At 72.8% G+C, this 18,628-nt stretch carries 18 protein-coding genes; 8 read left to right on the top strand and 10 right to left on the bottom strand.

The genetic code is table 11. The features are described from left to right. Positions 1–131: 131 nt before the first annotated feature. Together arc and BJ982_RS25410 are read right to left on the bottom strand one after the other, a co-directional pair. On the bottom strand, positions 132–1,895 hold the full coding sequence (arc, locus tag BJ982_RS25415; protein ID WP_184884065.1) for a proteasome ATPase: 1,764 nt from the start codon (positions 1,893–1,895) through the stop codon (positions 132–134). Positions 1,896–2,117: 222 nt separating this feature from the next. Then, positions 2,118–2,978 (bottom strand): tRNA (adenine-N1)-methyltransferase, encoded by an 861-nt coding sequence (locus BJ982_RS25410; protein WP_184884063.1) that lies wholly within the window; start codon positions 2,976–2,978, stop codon positions 2,118–2,120. Positions 2,979–3,097: 119 nt separating this feature from the next. Between BJ982_RS25410 and BJ982_RS25405 the strand changes: the two genes are divergently transcribed. Beyond that, entirely contained in the window at positions 3,098–3,859 is a 762-nt protein-coding gene (locus BJ982_RS25405) for a GNAT family N-acetyltransferase (protein ID WP_203958784.1), read from the top strand. Next, the gene (locus BJ982_RS39630; RefSeq protein ID WP_239122598.1) at positions 3,835–4,191 is read left to right on the top strand and encodes a GNAT family N-acetyltransferase; all 357 of its coding nucleotides are present in this window, start codon (positions 3,835–3,837) and stop codon (positions 4,189–4,191) included. The genes BJ982_RS25405 and BJ982_RS39630 overlap by 25 nt, the downstream gene beginning before the upstream one ends. Positions 4,192–4,221: 30 nt before the next feature. On the opposite strand, the gene BJ982_RS25400 is transcribed toward BJ982_RS39630, so the two are convergent. Then, positions 4,222–5,460, bottom strand: a complete 1,239-nt coding sequence (locus BJ982_RS25400) for an aminotransferase class III-fold pyridoxal phosphate-dependent enzyme (protein WP_184884061.1) — start codon at positions 5,458–5,460, stop codon at positions 4,222–4,224. Between the two features lies 1 nt (position 5,461). Next, on the bottom strand, positions 5,462–6,403 hold the full coding sequence (locus BJ982_RS25395; RefSeq protein ID WP_184884059.1) for a carbohydrate kinase family protein: 942 nt from the start codon (positions 6,401–6,403) through the stop codon (positions 5,462–5,464). Between the two features lie 81 nt (positions 6,404–6,484). Between BJ982_RS25395 and BJ982_RS25390 the strand changes: the two genes are divergently transcribed. Together BJ982_RS25390 and BJ982_RS25385 are read left to right on the top strand one after the other, a co-directional pair. Then, positions 6,485–7,081: a TetR/AcrR family transcriptional regulator gene (locus BJ982_RS25390; RefSeq protein WP_184884057.1), complete on the top strand. Its 597-nt coding sequence runs from the start codon at positions 6,485–6,487 to the stop codon at positions 7,079–7,081. Next, the gene (locus tag BJ982_RS25385) at positions 7,078–7,731 is read left to right on the top strand and encodes a class II aldolase/adducin family protein (RefSeq protein WP_184884055.1); all 654 of its coding nucleotides are present in this window, start codon (positions 7,078–7,080) and stop codon (positions 7,729–7,731) included. The genes BJ982_RS25390 and BJ982_RS25385 overlap by 4 nt, the downstream gene beginning before the upstream one ends. A 27-nt stretch (positions 7,732–7,758) precedes the next feature. Here BJ982_RS25385 and BJ982_RS25380 read toward each other — a convergent pair whose 3' ends face one another. Together BJ982_RS25380 and BJ982_RS25375 are read right to left on the bottom strand one after the other, a co-directional pair. Next, on the bottom strand, positions 7,759–9,087 hold the full coding sequence (locus tag BJ982_RS25380; RefSeq protein WP_184884053.1) for an FHA domain-containing protein: 1,329 nt from the start codon (positions 9,085–9,087) through the stop codon (positions 7,759–7,761). 221 nt (positions 9,088–9,308) lie between these two features. Continuing rightward, complete coding sequence (locus BJ982_RS25375; RefSeq protein WP_239122597.1) at positions 9,309–10,448, bottom strand: site-2 protease family protein; 1,140 nt, start codon at positions 10,446–10,448, stop codon at positions 9,309–9,311. Between the two features lie 114 nt (positions 10,449–10,562). Between BJ982_RS25375 and BJ982_RS25370 the strand changes: the two genes are divergently transcribed. Continuing rightward, complete coding sequence (locus BJ982_RS25370) at positions 10,563–11,423, top strand: RecB family exonuclease (protein ID WP_184884051.1); 861 nt, start codon at positions 10,563–10,565, stop codon at positions 11,421–11,423. Between the two features lie 74 nt (positions 11,424–11,497). On the opposite strand, the gene BJ982_RS25365 is transcribed toward BJ982_RS25370, so the two are convergent. Beyond that, positions 11,498–12,382: a helix-turn-helix domain-containing protein gene (locus BJ982_RS25365; protein ID WP_184884049.1), complete on the bottom strand. Its 885-nt coding sequence runs from the start codon at positions 12,380–12,382 to the stop codon at positions 11,498–11,500. A 167-nt stretch (positions 12,383–12,549) separates the two neighbouring features. On the opposite strand from BJ982_RS25365, the gene BJ982_RS25360 reads away from it, so the two are divergent. From BJ982_RS25360 to BJ982_RS25350, 3 genes are all read left to right on the top strand, one after another. Next, complete coding sequence (locus tag BJ982_RS25360; RefSeq protein ID WP_184884046.1) at positions 12,550–13,488, top strand: ATP-binding protein; 939 nt, start codon at positions 12,550–12,552, stop codon at positions 13,486–13,488. A gap of 119 nt (positions 13,489–13,607) precedes the next feature. Beyond that, positions 13,608–14,813, top strand: coding sequence for a sensor histidine kinase (locus BJ982_RS25355; RefSeq protein ID WP_184884044.1), 1,206 nt, complete (start codon positions 13,608–13,610; stop codon positions 14,811–14,813). A 3-nt stretch (positions 14,814–14,816) separates the two neighbouring features. Then, the gene (locus tag BJ982_RS25350) at positions 14,817–15,500 is read left to right on the top strand and encodes a response regulator (RefSeq protein ID WP_184884042.1); all 684 of its coding nucleotides are present in this window, start codon (positions 14,817–14,819) and stop codon (positions 15,498–15,500) included. Between the two features lie 45 nt (positions 15,501–15,545). Here BJ982_RS25350 and BJ982_RS25345 read toward each other — a convergent pair whose 3' ends face one another. The 3 genes from BJ982_RS25345 to BJ982_RS25335 are packed head-to-tail and all read right to left on the bottom strand — an operon-like array spanning position 15,546 to position 18,621. Next, positions 15,546–16,580, bottom strand: a complete 1,035-nt coding sequence (locus BJ982_RS25345; RefSeq protein ID WP_184884040.1) for an ABC transporter ATP-binding protein — start codon at positions 16,578–16,580, stop codon at positions 15,546–15,548. Continuing rightward, the gene (locus BJ982_RS25340) at positions 16,577–17,611 is read right to left on the bottom strand and encodes an ABC transporter ATP-binding protein (RefSeq protein ID WP_184884039.1); all 1,035 of its coding nucleotides are present in this window, start codon (positions 17,609–17,611) and stop codon (positions 16,577–16,579) included. The genes BJ982_RS25345 and BJ982_RS25340 overlap by 4 nt, the downstream gene beginning before the upstream one ends. Continuing rightward, complete coding sequence (locus BJ982_RS25335; protein ID WP_184884037.1) at positions 17,608–18,621, bottom strand: ABC transporter permease; 1,014 nt, start codon at positions 18,619–18,621, stop codon at positions 17,608–17,610. The genes BJ982_RS25340 and BJ982_RS25335 overlap by 4 nt, the downstream gene beginning before the upstream one ends. Positions 18,622–18,628 lie beyond the last annotated feature (7 nt).

The raw sequence follows: 18,628 nt of genomic DNA, 5'->3' as shown, positions 1-18,628 counted from the left end.
ACGAGCCTAGACCGTCGCGCGGCCGGGGGGACCGCCCGGTCCGCCGCCCGCGCGCCCCACGTCGCGACCTCTCCGTAAACGGCGACGGCGCGGCCCGCCGGGGAACCACGCCGTCGCATTTCCGGTCTCAATCAGAGGTACTGGCCGGTGTTGGCGACCGTGTCGATGGACCGTCCGGCCTCGGTGCCCTGTTTGCCGGAGACGAGCGTGCGGATGTAGACGATCCGCTCGCCCTTCTTGCCGGAGATGCGGGCCCAGTCGTCGGGGTTGGTGGTGTTGGGGAGATCCTCGTTCTCGCTGAACTCGTCCACGCAGGCGGCCATGAGGTGGGCGATGCGCAGACCCTTCTGCCCGGTCTCCAGGAAGGCCTTGATGGCCATCTTCTTGCCCCGGTCCACGATGTTCTGGATCATGGCACCGGAGTTGAAGTCCTTGAAGTACAGGACCTCCTTGTCACCGTTGGCGTAGGTCACCTCGAGGAAGCGGTTCTCCTCGCTCTCGGTGTACATGCGCTCCACGACCCGCTGGATCATGCCGCCGACGGTGGCCTCGCGCGAGCCGCTGTGCTCGGTCACGTCGTCGGCGTGGAGGGGCAGGCCCGTGGTGATGTACTTCGAGAAGATGTCCTTGGCCGCCTCGGCGTCCGGCCGCTCGATCTTGATCTTCACGTCCAGGCGGCCCGGCCGCAGGATCGCGGGATCGATCATGTCCTCGCGGTTGGAGGCGCCGATGACGATGACGTTCTCCAGGCCCTCGACGCCGTCGATCTCGGACAGGAGCTGGGGGACGATGGTGTTCTCGACGTCGGAGGAGACGCCGGAGCCCCGGGTGCGGAAGATCGAGTCCATCTCGTCGAAGAACACGATCACGGGGGTGCCCTCGGAGGCCTTCTCGCGGGCCCGCTGGAAGACCAGGCGGATGTGCCGCTCGGTCTCGCCGACGTACTTGTTGAGGAGCTCGGGGCCCTTGATGTTGAGGAAGAAGCTCTTGCCGGACTGCCCGGTCTTCTCGGCGACCTGCTTGGCCAGGGAGTTGGCGACCGCCTTGGCGATGAGGGTCTTGCCGCAGCCGGGGGGGCCGTAGAGCAGCACGCCCTTGGGGGGACGCAGGTGGTGCTCGCGGAACAGGTCGGCGTGCAGGTAGGGCAGCTCGATGGCGTCCCTGATCTGCTCGATCTGCCGCGAGAGGCCGCCGATCTCCTCGTAGGAGATGTCGGGGACCTCCTCCAGCACCAGCTCTTCGACCTCGGACTTGGGGATGCGCTCGTAGACGTGGCCCGAGCGGGGTTCGAGCAGGAGGGAGTCGCCGGCGCGGATGGGCTGGTCGAGCAGGGACTCGGCCAGGCGCACGACGCGCTCCTCGTCGGCGTGCGAGATGACGAGCGCGCGCTGCCCGTCCTCGAGGAGCTCCTTCAGCATGACGATCTCGCCGACCGTCTCGTAGCCGAGGGCCTCGACGACGTTGAGCGCCTCGTTGAGCATGACCTCCTGGCCGCGCTTGAGAGACGTGACGTCGACCGCGGGGCTGAGGTTCACCCGGAGCTTGCGCCCGCCGGTGAACACCTCCACGGTGCCGTCCTCACGGGCCTCCAGGAAGACGCCGAACCCGGACGGCGGCTGCGCCAGCCGGTCGACCTCCTCCTTCAGGGCGACGATCTGGTCTCTGGCCTCTTTGAGGGTGGCCACCAGCCTTTCGTTCTGACCGGTGACGGCCGCGAGATTGGCCTGCACCTCATGGAGACGTTCCTCCAGGACCCTGGCTTGCCGGGGGGACTCGGCCAGCTTCCGGCGCAACGCGGTGATCTCCTCCTGGAGGAAGGAGACCTGAGTTGTGAGGTCGGCGACCTCCCGTTCGCGCTGGGCGGCTCTGGCCTCAGCGTCCTCGCGAGCTGCCACAGTCACCTCCTTCCCAGTCGAGGGCGACTACTCAAGACCCTACCTATCTCGGGGGCATCCGTAACCTGGCCGGGGAGTGTTCGTGTCATTACATCCAGTGTTCAGCGTTTAGGGCCCTATTAGCGGCTCATTGCTAGTAAGCAGCTACTCAATCGGTTCTGTTCCCAAGCGCCGACCCCAACCATGATTGTTTACCGAATCGCCACACGCCGATGCCAGAGGTCATATGGCCGTCTCCTCCCCATACGCGCCCTTGGCGGGGCGGCGGCGCCTCGGCGGGGGCGTGACGCCGTCCGCCATGCGACGAGCCGTGATGAGAAAGCCCGTGTGCCCCACCATGCGGTGGTCGGGCCGGACCGCGAGCCCCTCGACATGCCAGTCGCGGACCAAGGTTTCCCACGAATGCGGCTCGGTGAAACTTCCGTGATCGCGCAGGGTTTCGACGGTGCGCGAAAGCTGGGTGGTCGTGGCCACATAACAGCAGATCACGCCCCCGGGCGTCAGTGCCTTGGCCGCCGCGTCCACGCATTCCCAGGGGGCGAGCATGTCCAGGATCACGCGGTCGACGTCGGTCTCGTCCAGCGAGGCCACCAGATCGCCCACCACCAGCCGCCACTGCTCCATGGGGCCGCCGTAGAACTTCTCGACGTTCTTGCGCGCGATGTCGGCGAAGTCCTGGCGGCGCTCGTAGGAGGTGACGCTGCCGGACTCGCCCACCGCCCTGAGCAGGAAGCAGGTGAGCGCGCCCGACCCGACGCCGGCCTCTACCACCCGGGCGCCGGGGAAGACGTCCGCCATGGCGACGATCTGGCCGCAGTCCTTGGGGTAGATGACGGCCGCGCCGCGCGGCATGGAGACGGTGTAGTCCTGCAGCAGGTGACGGAAGGCCAGGTAGGAGGTGCCGCCGGAGGAGCGGACCACCGAGCCCTCGGGCATGCCGATCAGGTCGTCATGAGGGATCGAACCCTTGTGCGTGTGGAACTGAGCACCCTCACGCAGCGTCACCGTATGCCGCTTGTCCTTGGGATCGGTGAGCTGAACCTGATCGCCGGGCTGGAACGGCCCGTGCCTGCGAAAACCCATGCCCGTAAGGCTATATGCGACCACGGCCCGCCGGTGAAGCCCGGCGAACCCGGATAGGGGGACCGGAACCGGCGGGAAAGCCGTTCGACCTTCGCGCCCGGTACTGGTAGCACTGGGGCATGCTCCCCCGCGCCACCATCCCCGCAGGGCCGATCGTACTCCGCGAGCCGGTCCCCGAGGACGCCGAGGCCCGCGTCCGCGCCTGCGCCGACCCCCTGATCGTGCGGTTCAGACCCCGGATCCCCGCGCCGTACACCCGGGAGGACGCGCCGGCCCACATCACCGAGACGGCGCCGGGCTTCTGGAGCGGCGGCGGCGCCTCGTTCGCCATCGCCGACGCGGCGAGCGGCGCCTGGCTCGGCGACTGCTCGCTGAAGCCGCCGGACTCCCGCGGCGCCGAGATCGGCTACCTGGTCGCCCCGTGGGCGCGCGGGCGGGGCGTGGCGTCGGCGGCGGTGCGGGCGCTGGCCGAGTGGGCGTTCGCCCAGGGCCTCCACCGCGTGTCGATCTTCGCCGAGGTGGAGAACCCGGCGAGCCAGCGGGTGGCGATGGCGGCGGGGTTCCGGCACGAGGGGCTCCTGAAGGACGCCTCGCCGCTCAGGGACGGCCGGTACGCCGACCTGGTGGCCTTCGCCCGGCTGGCCGGCGACCCCGGCGAGCCGCAGCGCTCCTACCTGCCGGATCTGCCCGGCGGCGAGTTGACCGACGGCGTCGTGCGGCTGGCACCGCTGACCATGGACGACGTGGACGCCTACCAGGAGATGGCCGCCGAGCCCGACTCCTACGTTCACAGCGTGCCGCCCGAGCCCCCGCCGCGCGAGCACACCGAGCACCGCTGCCGGTACACCGCCACCTGGTGGCGGGCGAGCGGGCCGAGCTGAGCGTCAGGGACGCCGCCTCGGGCGCGTTCGCGGGGCACATCCAGCTCATGAACATCGTGCCGCCCCTGGCACAGGGCATGATCGGCTACGGCCTGCACAACCGGTTCCGCGGCCGGGGGTTCATGACGCGGGCGGTGCGCCTGCTGGCCGACTGGGCGTACGCGGCCACGCCGCTGCACCGCCTGGTGGCCGGCACGGCCGTGCACAACACCGCCTCCCAGCGGGTGCTGGAGCGCGCGGGGTTCACCCGGGAGGCCCTGATCAAGGAGCTGCTGCCCGCCCCCGGCGGCGGACGCCACGACGACGTCCAGTGGGTGCGGCTGCGCGGCTGACGCCACGGGCCCGAGCGGGCCCGGGGGCGCTCAGTCGGCGCCGTACCTCGCCCGCAGCTTGGCGAAGGCGGCGTCGGTGCCGGCCAGGGCGCGGTCGATGTCGGCGTCGGTGTGCGCGGCCGACAGGAACCAGTTGTGCCACGGGTGCAGGTAGACGCCCTCCTCCAGGCAGGCGGAGGCCCAGTGCATCCCCTTCTCCAGGGTCGCGTCGCCCTCGAAGGACAGCCAGGGGATCTGCACAGGGCCGGTCTGGCGCACCGTGAAGCCGTGCGAAGCCGCCTGCGCGGCCAGGCCCTCGCGCAGGCGGGCGCCCGCGCGTTCCATGAGCGCGACGCCGCCGATGTCGCGGAGTGTCTCGATCGTCGCCTTGGCGGCGGCCATCGGCACCGCCGAGAACCAGAACGAGCCGGTGGAGTAGAGCGTCTGGGCGGCGCCGCGCAGGGCGTCGGCGCCGGTGACGGCGGCGATGGCGTACCCGTTGCCCATGGCCTTGCTCCAGGCCGTCAGGTCGGGGCGCACGCCGAGCGGCTCCCAGGAGCCGCGCGGGTCCAGCCGGAACCCGGCGCGGACGTCGTCGAGGACCAGGGCGGCGCCGATCCGGTCGGCGAGGGCGCGCAGGCCGCGGGCGAAGGCGGGGTCCACGGGCTCCTGATCCTCGAAGGAGTCGTGCTTGAACGGGGTGGCGATGATGGCGGCCACCTCGCCGTCGGCGTACCCGGCGGCGGCCTCGGCGCCCGCCAGGTCGTTGTAGGGGTACTCGACGAGGTCGGCGCGCTCGGCGGCGGTGGTGCCCGCCGTGCTCGGCGTGCACCAGGGGTCGGCGCCGTGGTAGGCGCCGTGCGCGACGAGCACCTTGTCGCGGCCGGTGGCGGCGCGGGCGACCATGAGGGCCTGGGTGGTGGCGTCGGTGCCGTTCTTGGAGAACATGACCCAGTCGGCCGAGGGGATGGTGTCCACCATGAGCTCGGCCAGCTCGACCATGACCGGGCCCGGCCCGTTGAGGCAGTCGCCCTGGGCGCGCTGGGCGGCGGCGGCCTCCTCGACGGCCGGGTGCCGGTGGCCGAGGATCACCGGGCCCCAGCTGCACATGAGGTCGACGTACTCGCGCCCGTCGGCGTCCCACTGGCGGCAGCCCTCGCCCCTGGCGAAGAACTGCGGGTAGGCCGTGGTGAAGATCGCGGCGTTGAGGTGGCCGTACATGCCGCCGGGGACGACCTTGGCTGCCCGCTCGCGCAGGGACGCGTCCCGTCCGGAGGTGGTGTGTGACATGTCAGATCCCTTCGATACCGGGAAGGACGCGCTCGGTGAGGTCGCGGACCGTCACCCCGTCCAGCCCGGCGTCCGAGCCGAGCCCTCCGGCGACGCGGGCGGCCACGGCGGCGCCGAGATGGGCGGCGGCGGTGACGTCCCGGCCCTCCAGCAGGCCGGCGATGAAGCCCGCGCAGTAGGCGTCGCCGCAGCCGGTGGTGTCCACGACGGGCACGGGGAGGGCGGGCACGCGCACGAGGCCGTCGAAGGTGGCGACCAGGCTGCCCTCGGCGCCGCGCGTGACCAGCACCCCGGCGGGGCCGTCGTCCAGCAGCAGCCGGGCGGCCTCCTCCACGCCGGAGGCGCCGCTGATCAGCAGCGCCTGCTCCTCGTTGGGCAGGAAGTAGTCGACGTACGGCAGGAAGGCGCGGGCGCCGGGCATGAGATCGGGCATGTTGGACAGCAGGTCCATGGTGACCACCGCGCCGGCCTCGCGGGCGGAGGCGAGCAGCGCGAGGAACGCGGGGTCCTGCAGGCCGAAGGTCACGTCCACGCCGCCGAGGTGGATCACCCGGGCGCGGGCGAGCGCGCCGGGGTCCAGGTCGGCCAGGGAGTAGGCGAGGTTGGCGCCGGGGACGTGGAAGGAGGGGCGGCCTCCGTCCGGGCGGATCGGCAGGATCGAGGCGGCGGTCTGCTCCCCCGGCTTGCGGACCACGCCGCCCACGTCGACGCCGTGCCTCGACATGATCATCAGGAGCAGGTCGCCGAGGTCGTCCCCGCCGACCGCGCCCGCCGAGGCGACCGGCACGCCGAGCTCGGCCAGGGCGACCGCCGTGCCCGCCGCGGCCCCGGCGGCGGTGACGCGGATCTGATCCAGCAGGTGGGTGTCCTGCCCGCGCGGGATGGACTCCACGGGTCTGGCGAGCACGTCGACGATGTGGACACCGAGCGTGAGGACGGTCATGTCGGTACCTTCTTGGATGCGGATTCCGGGATGATAGACGGGCGTCCGACTAAAATGTCAAGCCGGATCGAGGAGAAGAGGATGCCGAAGATCGTCGATCACGACGCGCGCCGCGAGGAGGTGGTGGACGCCGCCCGCCGGGTCATCCTGCGCGAGGGGATCGACGCGGCCACCACCCGCGCCATCGCCAAGGAGGCGGGCTACTCCAACGGCGTGCTCACCCACTACTTCGCCGACAAGGACGACATCCTGCTGTCGGCGCTGCGCTCCTCGCACCGCCGCATCGTGGAGCGGCTGCGCGCCAAGCTGGCCGGGCTCACCGGCATGGCGGCCCTGCGCGAGCTGCTGCTGGACAACCTGCCGCTGGACGAGGAGCGGGCCCGCGAGACCGCGCTGGAGGTCGGCTTCTGGAGCAGGAGCCTGACCGAGGGGACGCTGCGGGAGGTCCAGCGCGAGGAGGCCGCCGAGCTGCGCCACCTGGTGCGCGCCCTGCTCGACGCCGCCGCCGGGGCCGGGGAGATCGCCCCGGGACAGGATCTGGACGACGCCGCCGAGCGGCTGCTCGCGCTGGTGGACGGGCTCAGCCTCCACCGGCTCCTCTACCCCGACCGCCTCTCCCCCGAGACCCTGCGGCGGCTGATGAGCGCCGAGCTGGACCGCCTCGGCGGGGCGTCGTGAGGCTGGCGGAGGAGCGCGCGCTGCTGTGCGAGACCGGCCGGCGCATGGTCGGGGACGGCCTGGTGCTCGGCACCTCCGGCAACGTCAGCGTGCGGCGCGGCGACCTGGTCGCGGTCACGCCCGGCGGGGTGGCCCTGGACGCGCTCACGCCCGGGGACTGCCCGGTGCTCGACCTGTCCGGCGAGGTGGTGGAGGGGGCGCGCGACCCGTCCTCCGAGGTGCCCATGCACCTGGCGATCTACGAGAGCACGGGCACGGCGGCGATCGTGCACACCCACTCCACCTACGCGGTGGTGGTCTCCACGACGCTGCGCGAGCTGCCGCCGATCCACTACAACACCCTGCTGCTCGGCGGCACCGTCCGCGTGGCCCCCTACGCGACCTACGGCACCCCCGAGCTGGCCGCCCACGTCCGCGCGGCGCTGGAGGGCAGGCAGGCGGCCCTGATGCAGAACCACGGGGCCGTGGCCGTCGGCGCCGACCTCCACCGCGCCCTGGAGGGTGCGCGGCTGCTGGAGTGGCTGTGCGCGGTCTACGTACAGGCCAAGGCGATCGGCGAGCCGCGCGTGCTCACCGAGGAGGAACTGGCGGCCGTGATCGGCCGCGCCGCCCAGGGACCGCGCGGCGCCTCCCCGCCGGCCGGCCGGTAGGCGCCCGGGGCGGGGAGGCACGGCGGGTCAGCCCTGCCGGTGCCCGTCGTAGCGCATGGTGCGCGAGACGCCGATGCGCACGGTCGTGCCCGGCAGGATCGGCACCGGCTCGTTCGGCGGGATGTCGTAGAAGTTCGGGTCCCCCGGCGGCTGCACCTGGGTGCCGTTGACCGACCCGAGATCCACCAGGTTGACGTCCCAGCCGTCCAGCCGCACCCGCAGGTGGCGGCGGGAGACCGAGCCGTCGGGGCTGGTCACCCGGGCCGGGCGCGCCTCGCCGGAGGTGACCTCGGGCGCGCGCTCGGGGTCGCGGCCGAGCAGGTGGTCGGCGTCGAGGGCCAGCGTCATGCCGTCGTCGAGGGCGAGCACCCCGAGCGAGGGCCGCTCCCCCTTGTAGGGCACGAGGTTGCGCTGCACCAGGGCCACCCCGCACACCGCGCAGTAGGGCACCCGCGGGTCGTTGAAGTGGTCGTTCTGGCAGTCCACCCCGTACACCATGGGACGGCTCGGCGGCTCGGGCGTGGGCCCCATCTCGGTGGGCTCCAGGAGCGGCCCTGAGGCGTGGTCGGGCTCGCCCGCGGGAGGACCGGCGGGAGGGAACGGGTCGAACTCCTGCGCTCCGGTATGGCCGCCGCCGGGGGCCTGCCGGGCCGGCTCGGGGCCTGCGGGGACGGACGGCTGCTCGTACTCGCGGAGCGGGCCGGGCACGTCGGCGGGCGGCGGGGGCGCGCTCACGGCGGGCGGGGAGGAGATCGGCGGCGGCGCCTCGACGCCGAACGCGGCGGGCGCCGGCTCGGGACGCGCGGGCTCGGCGGCGGGGAGCGGGTCGTGGGCCGCCGGGCGGGACGAGGGCTCGGGGCGCGGCGCGGGAAGCCCGCCGTCCGCCTCGGCGAGGTCGGAGACCAGGCCGCCGCCGGGGACCACGCCGGCGTCCAGCCGGGCCTGCCTGATCGGGCGGCCCGCGCCCGGCAGCCGCAGTTCCACCGTGCTCACCTGCGTGGTGACCAGGCGGTCGGTCCAGGTGAGGGCGTCCTTGCCGTCCAGGCGGACGTCGGTGCCCGGCCCGGTGATGGACGCCTGGGCGTCGCCGCTGACCAGCACCGCGATGCCGCCGCCCGCGCGCCCGGCGACCGCGCAGGCGACCGGCTCGGCCGTCATCGCGCGCGCGAGGACCTGGGCGACGCGCCGGGCGAGCGCGCGGCCGTCACCTCCCGCCGCCGCGGTGTCCCGCAGCGCCGTCACCAGCTCCTCGGCGACGGCGTCGGCCGCGTCGCACACCAGCAGCAGGCCGCCCATGTGGGCGATCAGCCCGTCGCCGGGGAGCGGACGCACCACCCCCACGCCTTGCTCCGTCACAGAAACTCTCCTCCCCGGACTTCACGACCGGACGAACGGCACCCGCGTCAGACCGTCGGCCGCCGGCCGTCGCCGGGACGAGCGTGCGTCCGGGGCGCGACGGGCGGGACGAGGCAGAACACATATCCAATGGCACCGGACCGTAGCAAAAACCACCGCAGAATTCCTTCCTGCACCTGGGGCGGCGAACCAAACCGGCCGGCCGCGGGTCGGGTGTCAGGTCAGACGCCGGAGAAGACGCGGTTCACGTCGGCGGTCACCAGCACGCCGTAGACGTCGCCGCCGCGCTCCACCAGCAGGTACTCGCCGGAGGGCGCGCCGCGCATGGCGTCGAGCAGGGACTCCCCCGCCAGGTCGGCCGGCAGCACCAGCGAGGGCTCCAGGCTGCGCGCCAGCGAGCCGACCGTCACCCAGGGGCGGCGCTGCTCGGGCGTGGCCGCGACCGCCGACTCGTTGACGATGGCGATCGGGTGCCCGTCGTGGTCGACGACGACCATGGCCCCGGCCTCGGCCTGAGTGGCCCTGCGCATGGCCTCGGCCAGCGGCACCTCGGCGGTGACCGCGATCGCCCGGCGGGCCAGCGCGCGGGCCTGGACCCGCGGCAGGCGGGCGCGGACCTTGGCCACGCGCAGCGCCTGGGATGCGCCGATCCAGATGAACGAGGCCAGCAGCACCGACCAGAGCATCAGCCACAGGCCCGGGGGCTCCTGACCGGTCACCAGCGAGGACAGCACCGGCACCGCGACCAGCGCCACGGCGAGGGCCCGGCCGAACCAGGCGGCGGCGATGGTGCCCGTGCCCGAGTTGCGAGTGATCTTCCACACACCGGCGCGGAGCATGCGGCCGCCGTCCAGCGGGAGGCCGGGCAGCAGGTTGAAGACGCCGACGATCAGGTTGGAGACCCAGAGCTGGAACACCAGGACGTGGGGGATGGTGCCCTGGGGGATGAACTCGCTCACGACGAAGCCCACCCCGGCCAGCCCGAGGGACAGCAGCGGGCCGGCGAAGGCGACCAGGAACTCGCGCGTCGGGGTCTCGGGTTCGCGCTCGATCTCGGAGACGCCGCCGAGCAGGTAGAGCGTGATGCGGCGCACCGGCAGGCCGAAGTAGCGGGCCACGACGCAGTGCGCCAGCTCGTGCAGCAGCACCGAGAGGTACAGGAAGACGGCGAACACGAAGGCCACGAGGTAGGTGACGACGGCGCCCCTGCCGGGCAGGCCGTCGGCGACCTGGGGCTGGAAAGTGTAAGTGATGAACGCCGCGACGATCAGCCAGGTCGGCGAGACGTAGACGGGGATGCCGAAGGGGCGCCCCATGCGCAGCCCCGGCGACTCGGGCCGTTGCGGGGTCTGGGTGCTCATGTTCGTCGTCTTCCCTCCTTGTGCCTTGATGCTACGCGCCTCCCGGAGGCCGTAGGCCGATCATGTGGGCCGCCCGCGCCCGAAGTGTCGGCGGGCTGACCTACAGTTCCCTCCATGAGCATCACGGAGCCGCCCGCGGTCATCGGCAGCCTGTCTCCCTCGCGGGCGGGCGACTTCATGACATGTCCGCTGCTCTACCGCTTCCGGGTGATCGACCAGCTCCCCGAGCGGCCCTCCCCCGCCGCCGTGCGCGGCACGCTCGTGCACGCCGTGCTGGAACGCCTGTACGACCTGCCGGCGGCCGAGCGCACGGTCGCCGCGGCGCAGGCCCTGCTGGACCCGCAGTGGGCGCGCCTGCTCGGCCGGACCCCTGAGTATTCGGCGCTGTTCGGCGACGAGGCCGAGCGCGACCGGTGGCTGGCGCAGGCCCGCCAGATGCTGGAGCGCTACTTCGCCCTGGAGGACCCACGGCTGCTGGAGCCGGCCCAGCGGGAGCTGTACGTGGAGGCCGTGCTCGACAGCGGGCTCATGCTGCGCGGCTACATCGACAGGCTCGACGTCGCCCCCACCGGCGACCTGCGCGTCGTCGACTACAAGACCGGCAGCGCGCCCGGCCCCGACTTCGAGGCCAAGGCCCTGTTCCAGATGAAGTTCTACGCGCTGGTGCTGTGGCGGCTGCGCGGCACGGTGCCCCGCGTGCTCCAGCTCATGTACCTCGGCAACGGCGAGGTGCTGCGCTACGCGCCCGACGAGGCCGACCTGCTGGCCACCGAGCGCAAGGTGCAGGCCCTGTGGGAGGCCATCGAGCGCGCGCTCACCACCCGCGAGTGGCGCGCGCGGCGCAGCCGGCTCTGCGACTGGTGTGATTACCAGGCCCTCTGCCCGGAGTGGGGCGGCACTCCCCCGCCAGTGCCGGATCGCCGTCCCGGCGACACGATCCGGGGTTCGCGCCGCTCGGCGACCGACGAGCTGTGAACGCCGCGCCGCTCCCCGGCGAGCTCTGAGCCCCGTACCGCTCGGCGACCGGCGGGCCGTGAGCCCGCGCCGCGTCAGTCCGGGGCGCCGCCGGTGAGCCCGCCGTCCTCCACCCACTTGGCGAGCGCGCGCATGGCCGCCTCGGAGGGGGAGCCCGGCTCGGCGGTGTAGACGAAGATGCGCTGGTCGGGGTCCTCGGGCAGCGAGAGCGCCTGGTAGGTGAGCTGGATGTCGCCCACGATCCGATTGCGGTAGCTCATGACGCCGCACACCCGCTCGTGGACGTCGTGGGCGGCCCACGCCCGGCGGAAGTCCTCGCTCCTGTCCAGCAGCTCGCGGACCAGCGCCCGCGTCAGCGGGTCCTCCGGGTGGCGTCCGGCGTCGAAGTGCAGGAGCGCGGCGACGTGCCGGGCCACGCCCCACCAGTCGCCGTACAGGCCGGGGGCACGCGGGTCCAGGAAGACGAACCTGGCCACGTTGCGGTCGCGGGCCGGGACGCGGTCGAAGTCGGCGATCAGTGCCCGGGTGAGCCGGTTGGCGGCCAGGATGTCGGTGCGGCGGCCCATGACGGTGGCAGGAGCACCGGCGGCCTCCAGCACCTCCAGGAGCCTGACGGCGGTGGGGGGCACCCGCTGCGGCGGGGCCGGGCGTCCGGGGCGCCGGGCGCGCGCCGGGCAGGACAGGTGACGCATGTACGCGCGCTCGGTCTCGCCGAGGCGCAGCGCGTCCGCGATCGCGTCGAGCACCTCGTGGGAGGCGTTGCGGCTGCGGCCCTGTTCCAGGCGGGTGTAGTACTCGACGCTGACGCCGGCGAGGCGGGCTAGCTCCTCGCGGCGCAGGCCGGGGACCCGGCGCCTGCCCGGGTCGGCGTCGATGCCGACATCCTTGGGGCAGAGCCGGGCGCGGCGGGACCGCAGGAACCCGCCGAGCGCGCCTTCCTCCCTTTCCACGGAGGCCATATGCCCAGTATGTCCCTTTTGTCAAGGCTGGAGGGTGGCCCTGGTGGTCCCTGTCCAGCAGGGGCCAGTTGGGGGCCGCTCCAGCCTCGTTCTCCCGTGTTTCCCTGAAAGAGGGACCGGCCGGGCGCGACGGCGCCGGCCGCCGGCGACCAGGAGGCGAGGCCCTGATGGAGCAGATCACCCGCACGCGCGGGCGGTGCGACCCCGCCCACGCGCGGCCGCTCCGCGCGCCGGGAGCCGTGCCCGGAAACATGTCCGTGACCACGCCGTGGGGGTGCCCCTGCGCGGCGGAGGACATGCGGCCCGCGGCGGCGGGCGGGCCTTTCGGACGGCGTGCCTCCGCCCGGTGGCCCGTCCCCGCCGCCGAGGCGGCGGCCGAGAAGGGGCCCAGGGCGGCGGCCGAGGAGGGGCACCGGTTCGACGCCGACGTCGCGCATGCGCTGCGGACGTCGGTGGCCGCGATCCGCGCCGAACTGGAGGAGGCGCGGCTGCACCCCGGCGAGACCGACCCGGGCGACCTCGCCGCCCGCGCGCTGGCCGGCGTGGACCGCCTGGAGGCGATCATCAGCGACCTGGCCGCGCTCGACGACCCCCGCCCCGGCGAGCCGGCCGCCCCCGAACCCACCGACCTGCTCACGCTGGCCGGGGAGCAGGCCGCCCGCCGAGCCGGGGTGCGGGTGTCGGGCACGGCGGGGATCCTGGTGGACGCCGTGCGCCCCCGGCTCGCGCAGGTCGTCGGCATCCTGCTGGACCTCGCGGCGCGCCACGACGGCGTCGTCCGCGTCGAGGCGTCCCGCGACGGCGTCACCGCCCGGCTGACCGTCGGCGGCGGGCCGGACCCGCGGGGCCCGTTCCGGCGGTTCGCCCGGCTGGACGCCGCCGGGCTGCCGCAGAGCGAGGGCGCCGGTCTCGCGCTGGCCCTGGCCCGTGCCCTCGCCCACGAGGGGACGCTGTGGGTGCGCGGCCGGCCCGGCGAAGGGAAGAACGAGGACTCCGGGGGCTCCGGCGTCGCCTTCCTGCTCTGCCTGCCCGCCGCACCCGCGCAGAGCGCCGAGAACGCGCGGAGTCACGACGGCCGAGACCACCCAGGCCGCCACGTCCGCTGAGACCCGTGGGGAAGACCTCGCGCCGGCCGCGAGGGTCCCCGGCGGATCCTTCCGCGGGATGAGGGGGATATCCGACCTCAGAGGGGTGGCCTGCCGGGAAGTCGTCCTAAATTGAGAGGGTGCGCACCACCCCCGCAAGTCCGCGAGCCTGGCTCAGAAGCCATCCCCTTTTCGGCGACTCGGTCCTCGCGGTCCTGCTGGCGGCGGTCTCGCTCGCCTTCGCCGGGCTGGCCTCCGGCCAGGACTCCGCTTCGGGGCGGCCCCCGGCGTACACCTTCAACGTCGCCGCCGCCGTCCTGGTCATCGGCACCTGCCTGCTGACGGCGCTGCGCAGGCGGTGGCCGTTCGTCCTGCTGTGCCTGGCCCAGCTCCCCCAGATCGCGCTGGCGGTGCTGCGGTACGAGGGCGGGCTCGTCGGCCTGGTCACGCTGATCCTGCTCTACACCGTCGCCGCCTACCGCGGGCTGGCCCTCAGCATGGTCGCGGCGGCCGTCACGCTCGCCGGCTACGCCGTGAGCGCCGTGATCGCCTTCGACGCCGGCGGGTGGACGCAGCACACGATCGTCGTGGTGGTGACGATGACGGTCTGGGTGGGCGGCAGGTCCGTGCGGCTGCGCCGCGCCTACTTCGCCGAGCTGGTCGACCGCGCCGAGCGCCTGGAGCGGGCCAGGGAGGCCGACACCCGGGCCGCGCGCGCCGAGGAGCGCTCGCGCATCGCCCGCGAGCTGCACGACGTGGTGGCCCACCACGTGAGCGTGATGACCGTCCAGGCCGCCGCGGCCCGCAAGGTGCTGGAGACCCGCCCGGAGGCCGCCAGGGAGGCGCTGGTGGCCATCGAGGAGCTGGGCAGGACCGCGATGCGCGAGATGCGCGGCATCGTCGGCGTGCTGCGCACCGACGGCGAGAGCGGCGAGCTGGCCCCGCAGCCGGGCATGGTGGACCTGCCCGGCCTGGTGGACCAGATGCGCGAGGCCGGGCTGCGCGCCCAGCTCTGGATCGAGGGCGAACGGCCGGTGATCCCCCCCGGCATCGACCTGGCCGCCTACCGCCTCGTCCAGGAGGCCCTGACCAACAGCCTGCGCCACGCGGGCCCGGCGGCCCGGGCGTGGGTCACCGTGCGGCACGAGGAGGGGGAGCTCCTGGTCCACGTCGAGGACGACGGGCACGGCGGCGTGGAGACCCCGCAGCGCGGCCCGGGCGACCGTCCCGGGCACGGATTGGTCGGCATACGCGAGCGCGTCGCCCTTTATGGTGGAGTTCTGCGGATCGGCCCACGACAGGGGGGCGGATTCGAGGTACGGGCCCGATTCCCCCTCAAGGACTGACACATGACGATCCGCGTGCTGCTGGTCGACGACCAGCCCCTTCTGCGCACGGGCTTCCGCCTGATCCTGGAGGCCGAGCCGGACATCACGGTGGTGGGCGAGGCCGGCAACGGGGCCACCGCCCAGGACCAGTCGCGGGCGCTGCTGCCCGACGTGGTGCTGATGGACATCCGCATGCCGGGCGTGGACGGCATCGACGCGACCCGGCGCATCGTGCGCGACGCCGCCCCCGGCGCCCACGTGCCCCGCGTCCTGGTGCTGACCACCTTCGACCTGGACGAGTACATCGTGGAGGCCCTGCGGGCGGGCGCGAGCGGCTTCCTGCTCAAGGACGTCCCGCCCGACGAGCTGGTGCAGGCGATCCGGGTCGTGGCGGCCGGAGACGCGATCGTGGCGCCGAGCGTGACCCGGCGCCTGCTGGACAAGTTCGCCACCCGCCTGCCCTCGGCCCAGCAGCAGGCCACGCCGGCGCGCGTCAACCGGCTCACCGAGCGCGAGCTGGAGGTGCTGCGCCTGATCGCCAGGGGCATGTCCAACGCCGAGATCGCCGCCGAGCTGGTCGTCAGCGAGACGACCGTGAAGACGCACGTCGGCAACGTGCTGACCAAGCTGGCGCTGCGCGACCGGGTGCAGGCCGTGGTGCTGGCCTACGAGACCGGCCTGATCACCCCGGGCACGATCCCCTGACCGTCCCGGGGCACGTGCCGGGCACGTGCGGCCCGGCACGGCGTGTCAGGCGGGCACCTGCGCCCCCGCGTCGCCGGGCACGGCCTCGGCGGGGACGTTCTCCGGGAAGTGGCAGGCGACCTGGTGGTCGGCGGCCCGCTCGACGAGCGGCGGCTCCTGGGTCCTGCAGATCTCCTGCGCCTTCCAGCAGCGGGTGTGGAAGCGGCACGCGGGCGGCGGGTTGAGCGGGCTCGGCACGTCCCCCTGAAGGCGGATGCGCTCGCGCCCGCCCCGCAGCTTGACGTCGGGCACCGGCACGGCCGACAGCAGGGCGTTGGTGTACGGGTGCATCGGCGCCTCGTACAGGCTCTTGCTGGCGCCGATCTCGACGATCTTGCCGAGGTACATGACCGCGACCCGGTCGCTGATGTGCCGGACGACCGACAGGTCGTGGGCGATGACGACGTAGGTCAGTTCGAGCTCGTTCTGCAGGTCCTCCAGCAGGTTGACGACCTGGGCCTGGATGGAGACGTCCAGTGCCGACACCGGCTCGTCGGCGATGATGAGCTTGGGCTTGAGCGCCAGCGTGCGGGCGATGCCGATGCGCTGCCGCTGGCCGCCGGAGAACTCGTGCGGGTAGCGGTTGTAGTGCTCGGGGTTGAGGCCGACCAGTTCGAGGATGTCCTGGACGGCCTTCTTGACGCCGTTCTGGGGCTTCACGCCCTGGATGCGGAACGGCGCGCCCACGATGGCGCCGACGGTGTGGCGCGGGTTGAGCGAGCTGTAGGGGTCCTGGAAGATCATCTGCATGTCGCGGCGCAGCGGGCGCAGCCCGCCCTGCGACATGTGGGTGATGTCGCGCCCCTCGAAGACGATCTCGCCGCCGGTGGGCTCCAGCAGCCGGGTGATCAGGCGCCCGGTGGTGGTCTTGCCGCAGCCCGACTCCCCCACCAGGCCGAGCGTCTCGCCCTTGCGGACCTGGAAGTCCAGGCCGTCCACCGCCTTGACCGCGCCGACCTGACGCTTGACCAGGCCCTTGGTGATCGGGAAGTGCTTCTCCAGGCCCCGCACGGACAGCAGGGGCTCCGACGGGCGGCTCACACGGACTCCAGGGTCGGCTTGATCTCGTTCTCCCAGGCGGCGCGGCGTTCCTCGCGCGACATGTGGCAGCGCACCAGGTGGCCTCCCTCGGTCTCCAGGAGCTGGGGCACCTCGGTCTTCCCTCGGCCGCCGGTGCGCGGCTCGAACGCGCAGCGGGGGTGGAAGGCGCAGCCGGACGGCACGTTGATCAGGGAGGGCGGAGTGCCCTTGATCGGGAGCAGGCGGTCGGCGCGCTCGCGGTCGAGCCGGGGCATCGAGCCCAGCAGCCCCCAGGTGTAGGGGTGCTCGGGCCGCTCGAAGATGTCCTCGGCCGCGCCGTACTCGATGCACTTGCCGGCGTACATCACCAGGATGTCGTCCGACAGCTCGGCCACGACGCCGAGGTCGTGGGTGATGATTATCAGCGCGGAGTTGAACTCCTGCTGCAGGTCGCGCATGAGGTCCAGGATCTGGGCCTGCACGGTGACGTCCAGCGCGGTCGTCGGCTCGTCGGCGATCAGCAGTTCGGGGTCGCACGACAGCGCCATGGCGATCATCGCCCGCTGGCGCATGCCGCCGGAGAACTCGTGCGGATAGCTGTCCACGCGCCGGTCCGGCTGCGGGATGCCGACGCGGCCGAGCATGTCGATGGCGTGCTTGCGCGCGACGGCCTTGCTCACCTTGTGGTGGATGCGGTACGCCTCGATGATCTGCGCGCCGACCGTGTAGTAGGGGTGCATGGCCGACAGCGGATCCTGGAAGATCATCGCCATCTTCTTGCCGCGCAGCGTGCGCACGTGCTCGGGGGAGGCGGCGACGAGCTCCTCGCCGTCCAGCCAGATCTCGCCCGAGATCTTCGCGCGCCCGCCCTTGTGCAGGCCGAGGATGCCGAGGCTCGTCACGCTCTTGCCCGAGCCGGACTCCCCGACGATGCCGAGGGTCTTCCCGCGCTCCAGCTTGAAGGACAGCCCGTCCACGGACTTGACCAGGCCGTCGTCGGTCGGGAAGTGGATGCTCAGGTTCTCGACGTCGAGAAACGCGGTCCCTGTCACGCAAGCCTCACCCTCGGGTCCACGACCGCGTAGAGCAGGTCGACTACTAGGTTGGCCACGATGATGAACGCGGCGGCGAGCAGCGTCACCCCCATCACCTGGGGAAGGTCGTTGTTGCTGATGGCGTCCACGGCGTACTTGCCCATGCCGGGCAGCGAGAAGGTGCTCTCGGTGAGCACGGCGCCGCCGAGCAGCAGGCCGAGGTCGAGGCCGAACATGGTGAGCACGGGGGTCAGGGTGGCGCGCAGACCGTGCTTGACCACCACGACCCGCTCGGGAAGCCCCTTCGCCCGGGCCGTGCGGATGTAGTCCTCCGACATGGTCTCCAGCATGCCCGCCCTGGTGAGCCGCGCATAACCGGCGGCGTACAGGAACGCGAGCGTCACCCACGGCAGGATGAGGTTCTGCGCCCAGATGGCCGGCGATTCGGAGAACGGCACCCAGTCGGCGACGTCGCCCACCAGCCCGAGCTGGTCGCGGAAGATCGCCAGGGAGACGATGCCGGTGAAGAAGATGGGCAGCGAGACCCCGGCCAGCGCGATGCCCATGGACAGGCGGTCGAAGAAGCTGCCGCGCCGGAGGGCCGACACCACTCCCGTCGCCACGCCGAACACCACCCAGACGACCGCGGCCCCGAGGGCCAGCGAGAGCGTGATCGGGATGCGGTCGAGCAGGTCCGGCAGCACGGGGTTCTGGGTGACGTAGGAGTAGCCGAAGCAGGGGGCGGGGCAGTGCTCCACACCGGGGCCGTAGTTCCTCTCGATCCCCACGAAGATGCCCTTCACGAACCGCCCGTACTGCACGGCCAGCGGGTCGTAGAAGCCCAGCCTGATGGCCGTGTCGTGGATGACCTGGGCGTTGGCCGCCTTGCCCACGTACCGGGAAGCGAGGTCGTCAGCAGACATCCCCGCGAGCCGAGGCACGAGAAAGAAGATGGCGAACGTCGCGATGCTCACCACGAAGAGCAGCATGACGGCCGCTATCAACCGTCTGACGATGTATGTGACCACTGATCTC

The sequence above is a fragment of the Sphaerisporangium siamense genome, from assembly GCF_014205275.1.
Lineage (GTDB): Bacteria > Actinomycetota > Actinomycetes > Streptosporangiales > Streptosporangiaceae > Sphaerisporangium > Sphaerisporangium siamense.
Note: the sequence above shows the minus strand (reverse complement) of the source record. Positions and strands in the feature narration are given on the sequence as shown.

Excerpts from the sequence above, each read along its gene's own strand:
- BJ982_RS25360 (WP_184884046.1), top strand. The coding sequence starts at position 12,550 with ATGGAGCAGATCACCCGCACGCGCGGGCGGTGCGACCCCGCCCACGCG.
- BJ982_RS25395 (WP_184884059.1), bottom strand. The coding sequence starts at position 6,403 with ATGACCGTCCTCACGCTCGGTGTCCACATCGTCGACGTGCTCGCCAGA.
- BJ982_RS25410 (WP_184884063.1), bottom strand. The coding sequence starts at position 2,978 with ATGGGTTTTCGCAGGCACGGGCCGTTCCAGCCCGGCGATCAGGTTCAG.
- BJ982_RS25405 (WP_203958784.1), top strand. The coding sequence starts at position 3,098 with ATGCTCCCCCGCGCCACCATCCCCGCAGGGCCGATCGTACTCCGCGAG.
- BJ982_RS25370 (WP_184884051.1), top strand. The coding sequence starts at position 10,563 with ATGAGCATCACGGAGCCGCCCGCGGTCATCGGCAGCCTGTCTCCCTCG.
- BJ982_RS25390 (WP_184884057.1), top strand. The coding sequence starts at position 6,485 with ATGCCGAAGATCGTCGATCACGACGCGCGCCGCGAGGAGGTGGTGGAC.
- BJ982_RS25375 (WP_239122597.1), bottom strand. The coding sequence starts at position 10,448 with ATGAGCACCCAGACCCCGCAACGGCCCGAGTCGCCGGGGCTGCGCATG.
- BJ982_RS25365 (WP_184884049.1), bottom strand. The coding sequence starts at position 12,382 with ATGGCCTCCGTGGAAAGGGAGGAAGGCGCGCTCGGCGGGTTCCTGCGG.
- BJ982_RS25350 (WP_184884042.1), top strand. The coding sequence starts at position 14,817 with ATGACGATCCGCGTGCTGCTGGTCGACGACCAGCCCCTTCTGCGCACG.
- BJ982_RS25400 (WP_184884061.1), bottom strand. The coding sequence starts at position 5,460 with ATGTCACACACCACCTCCGGACGGGACGCGTCCCTGCGCGAGCGGGCA.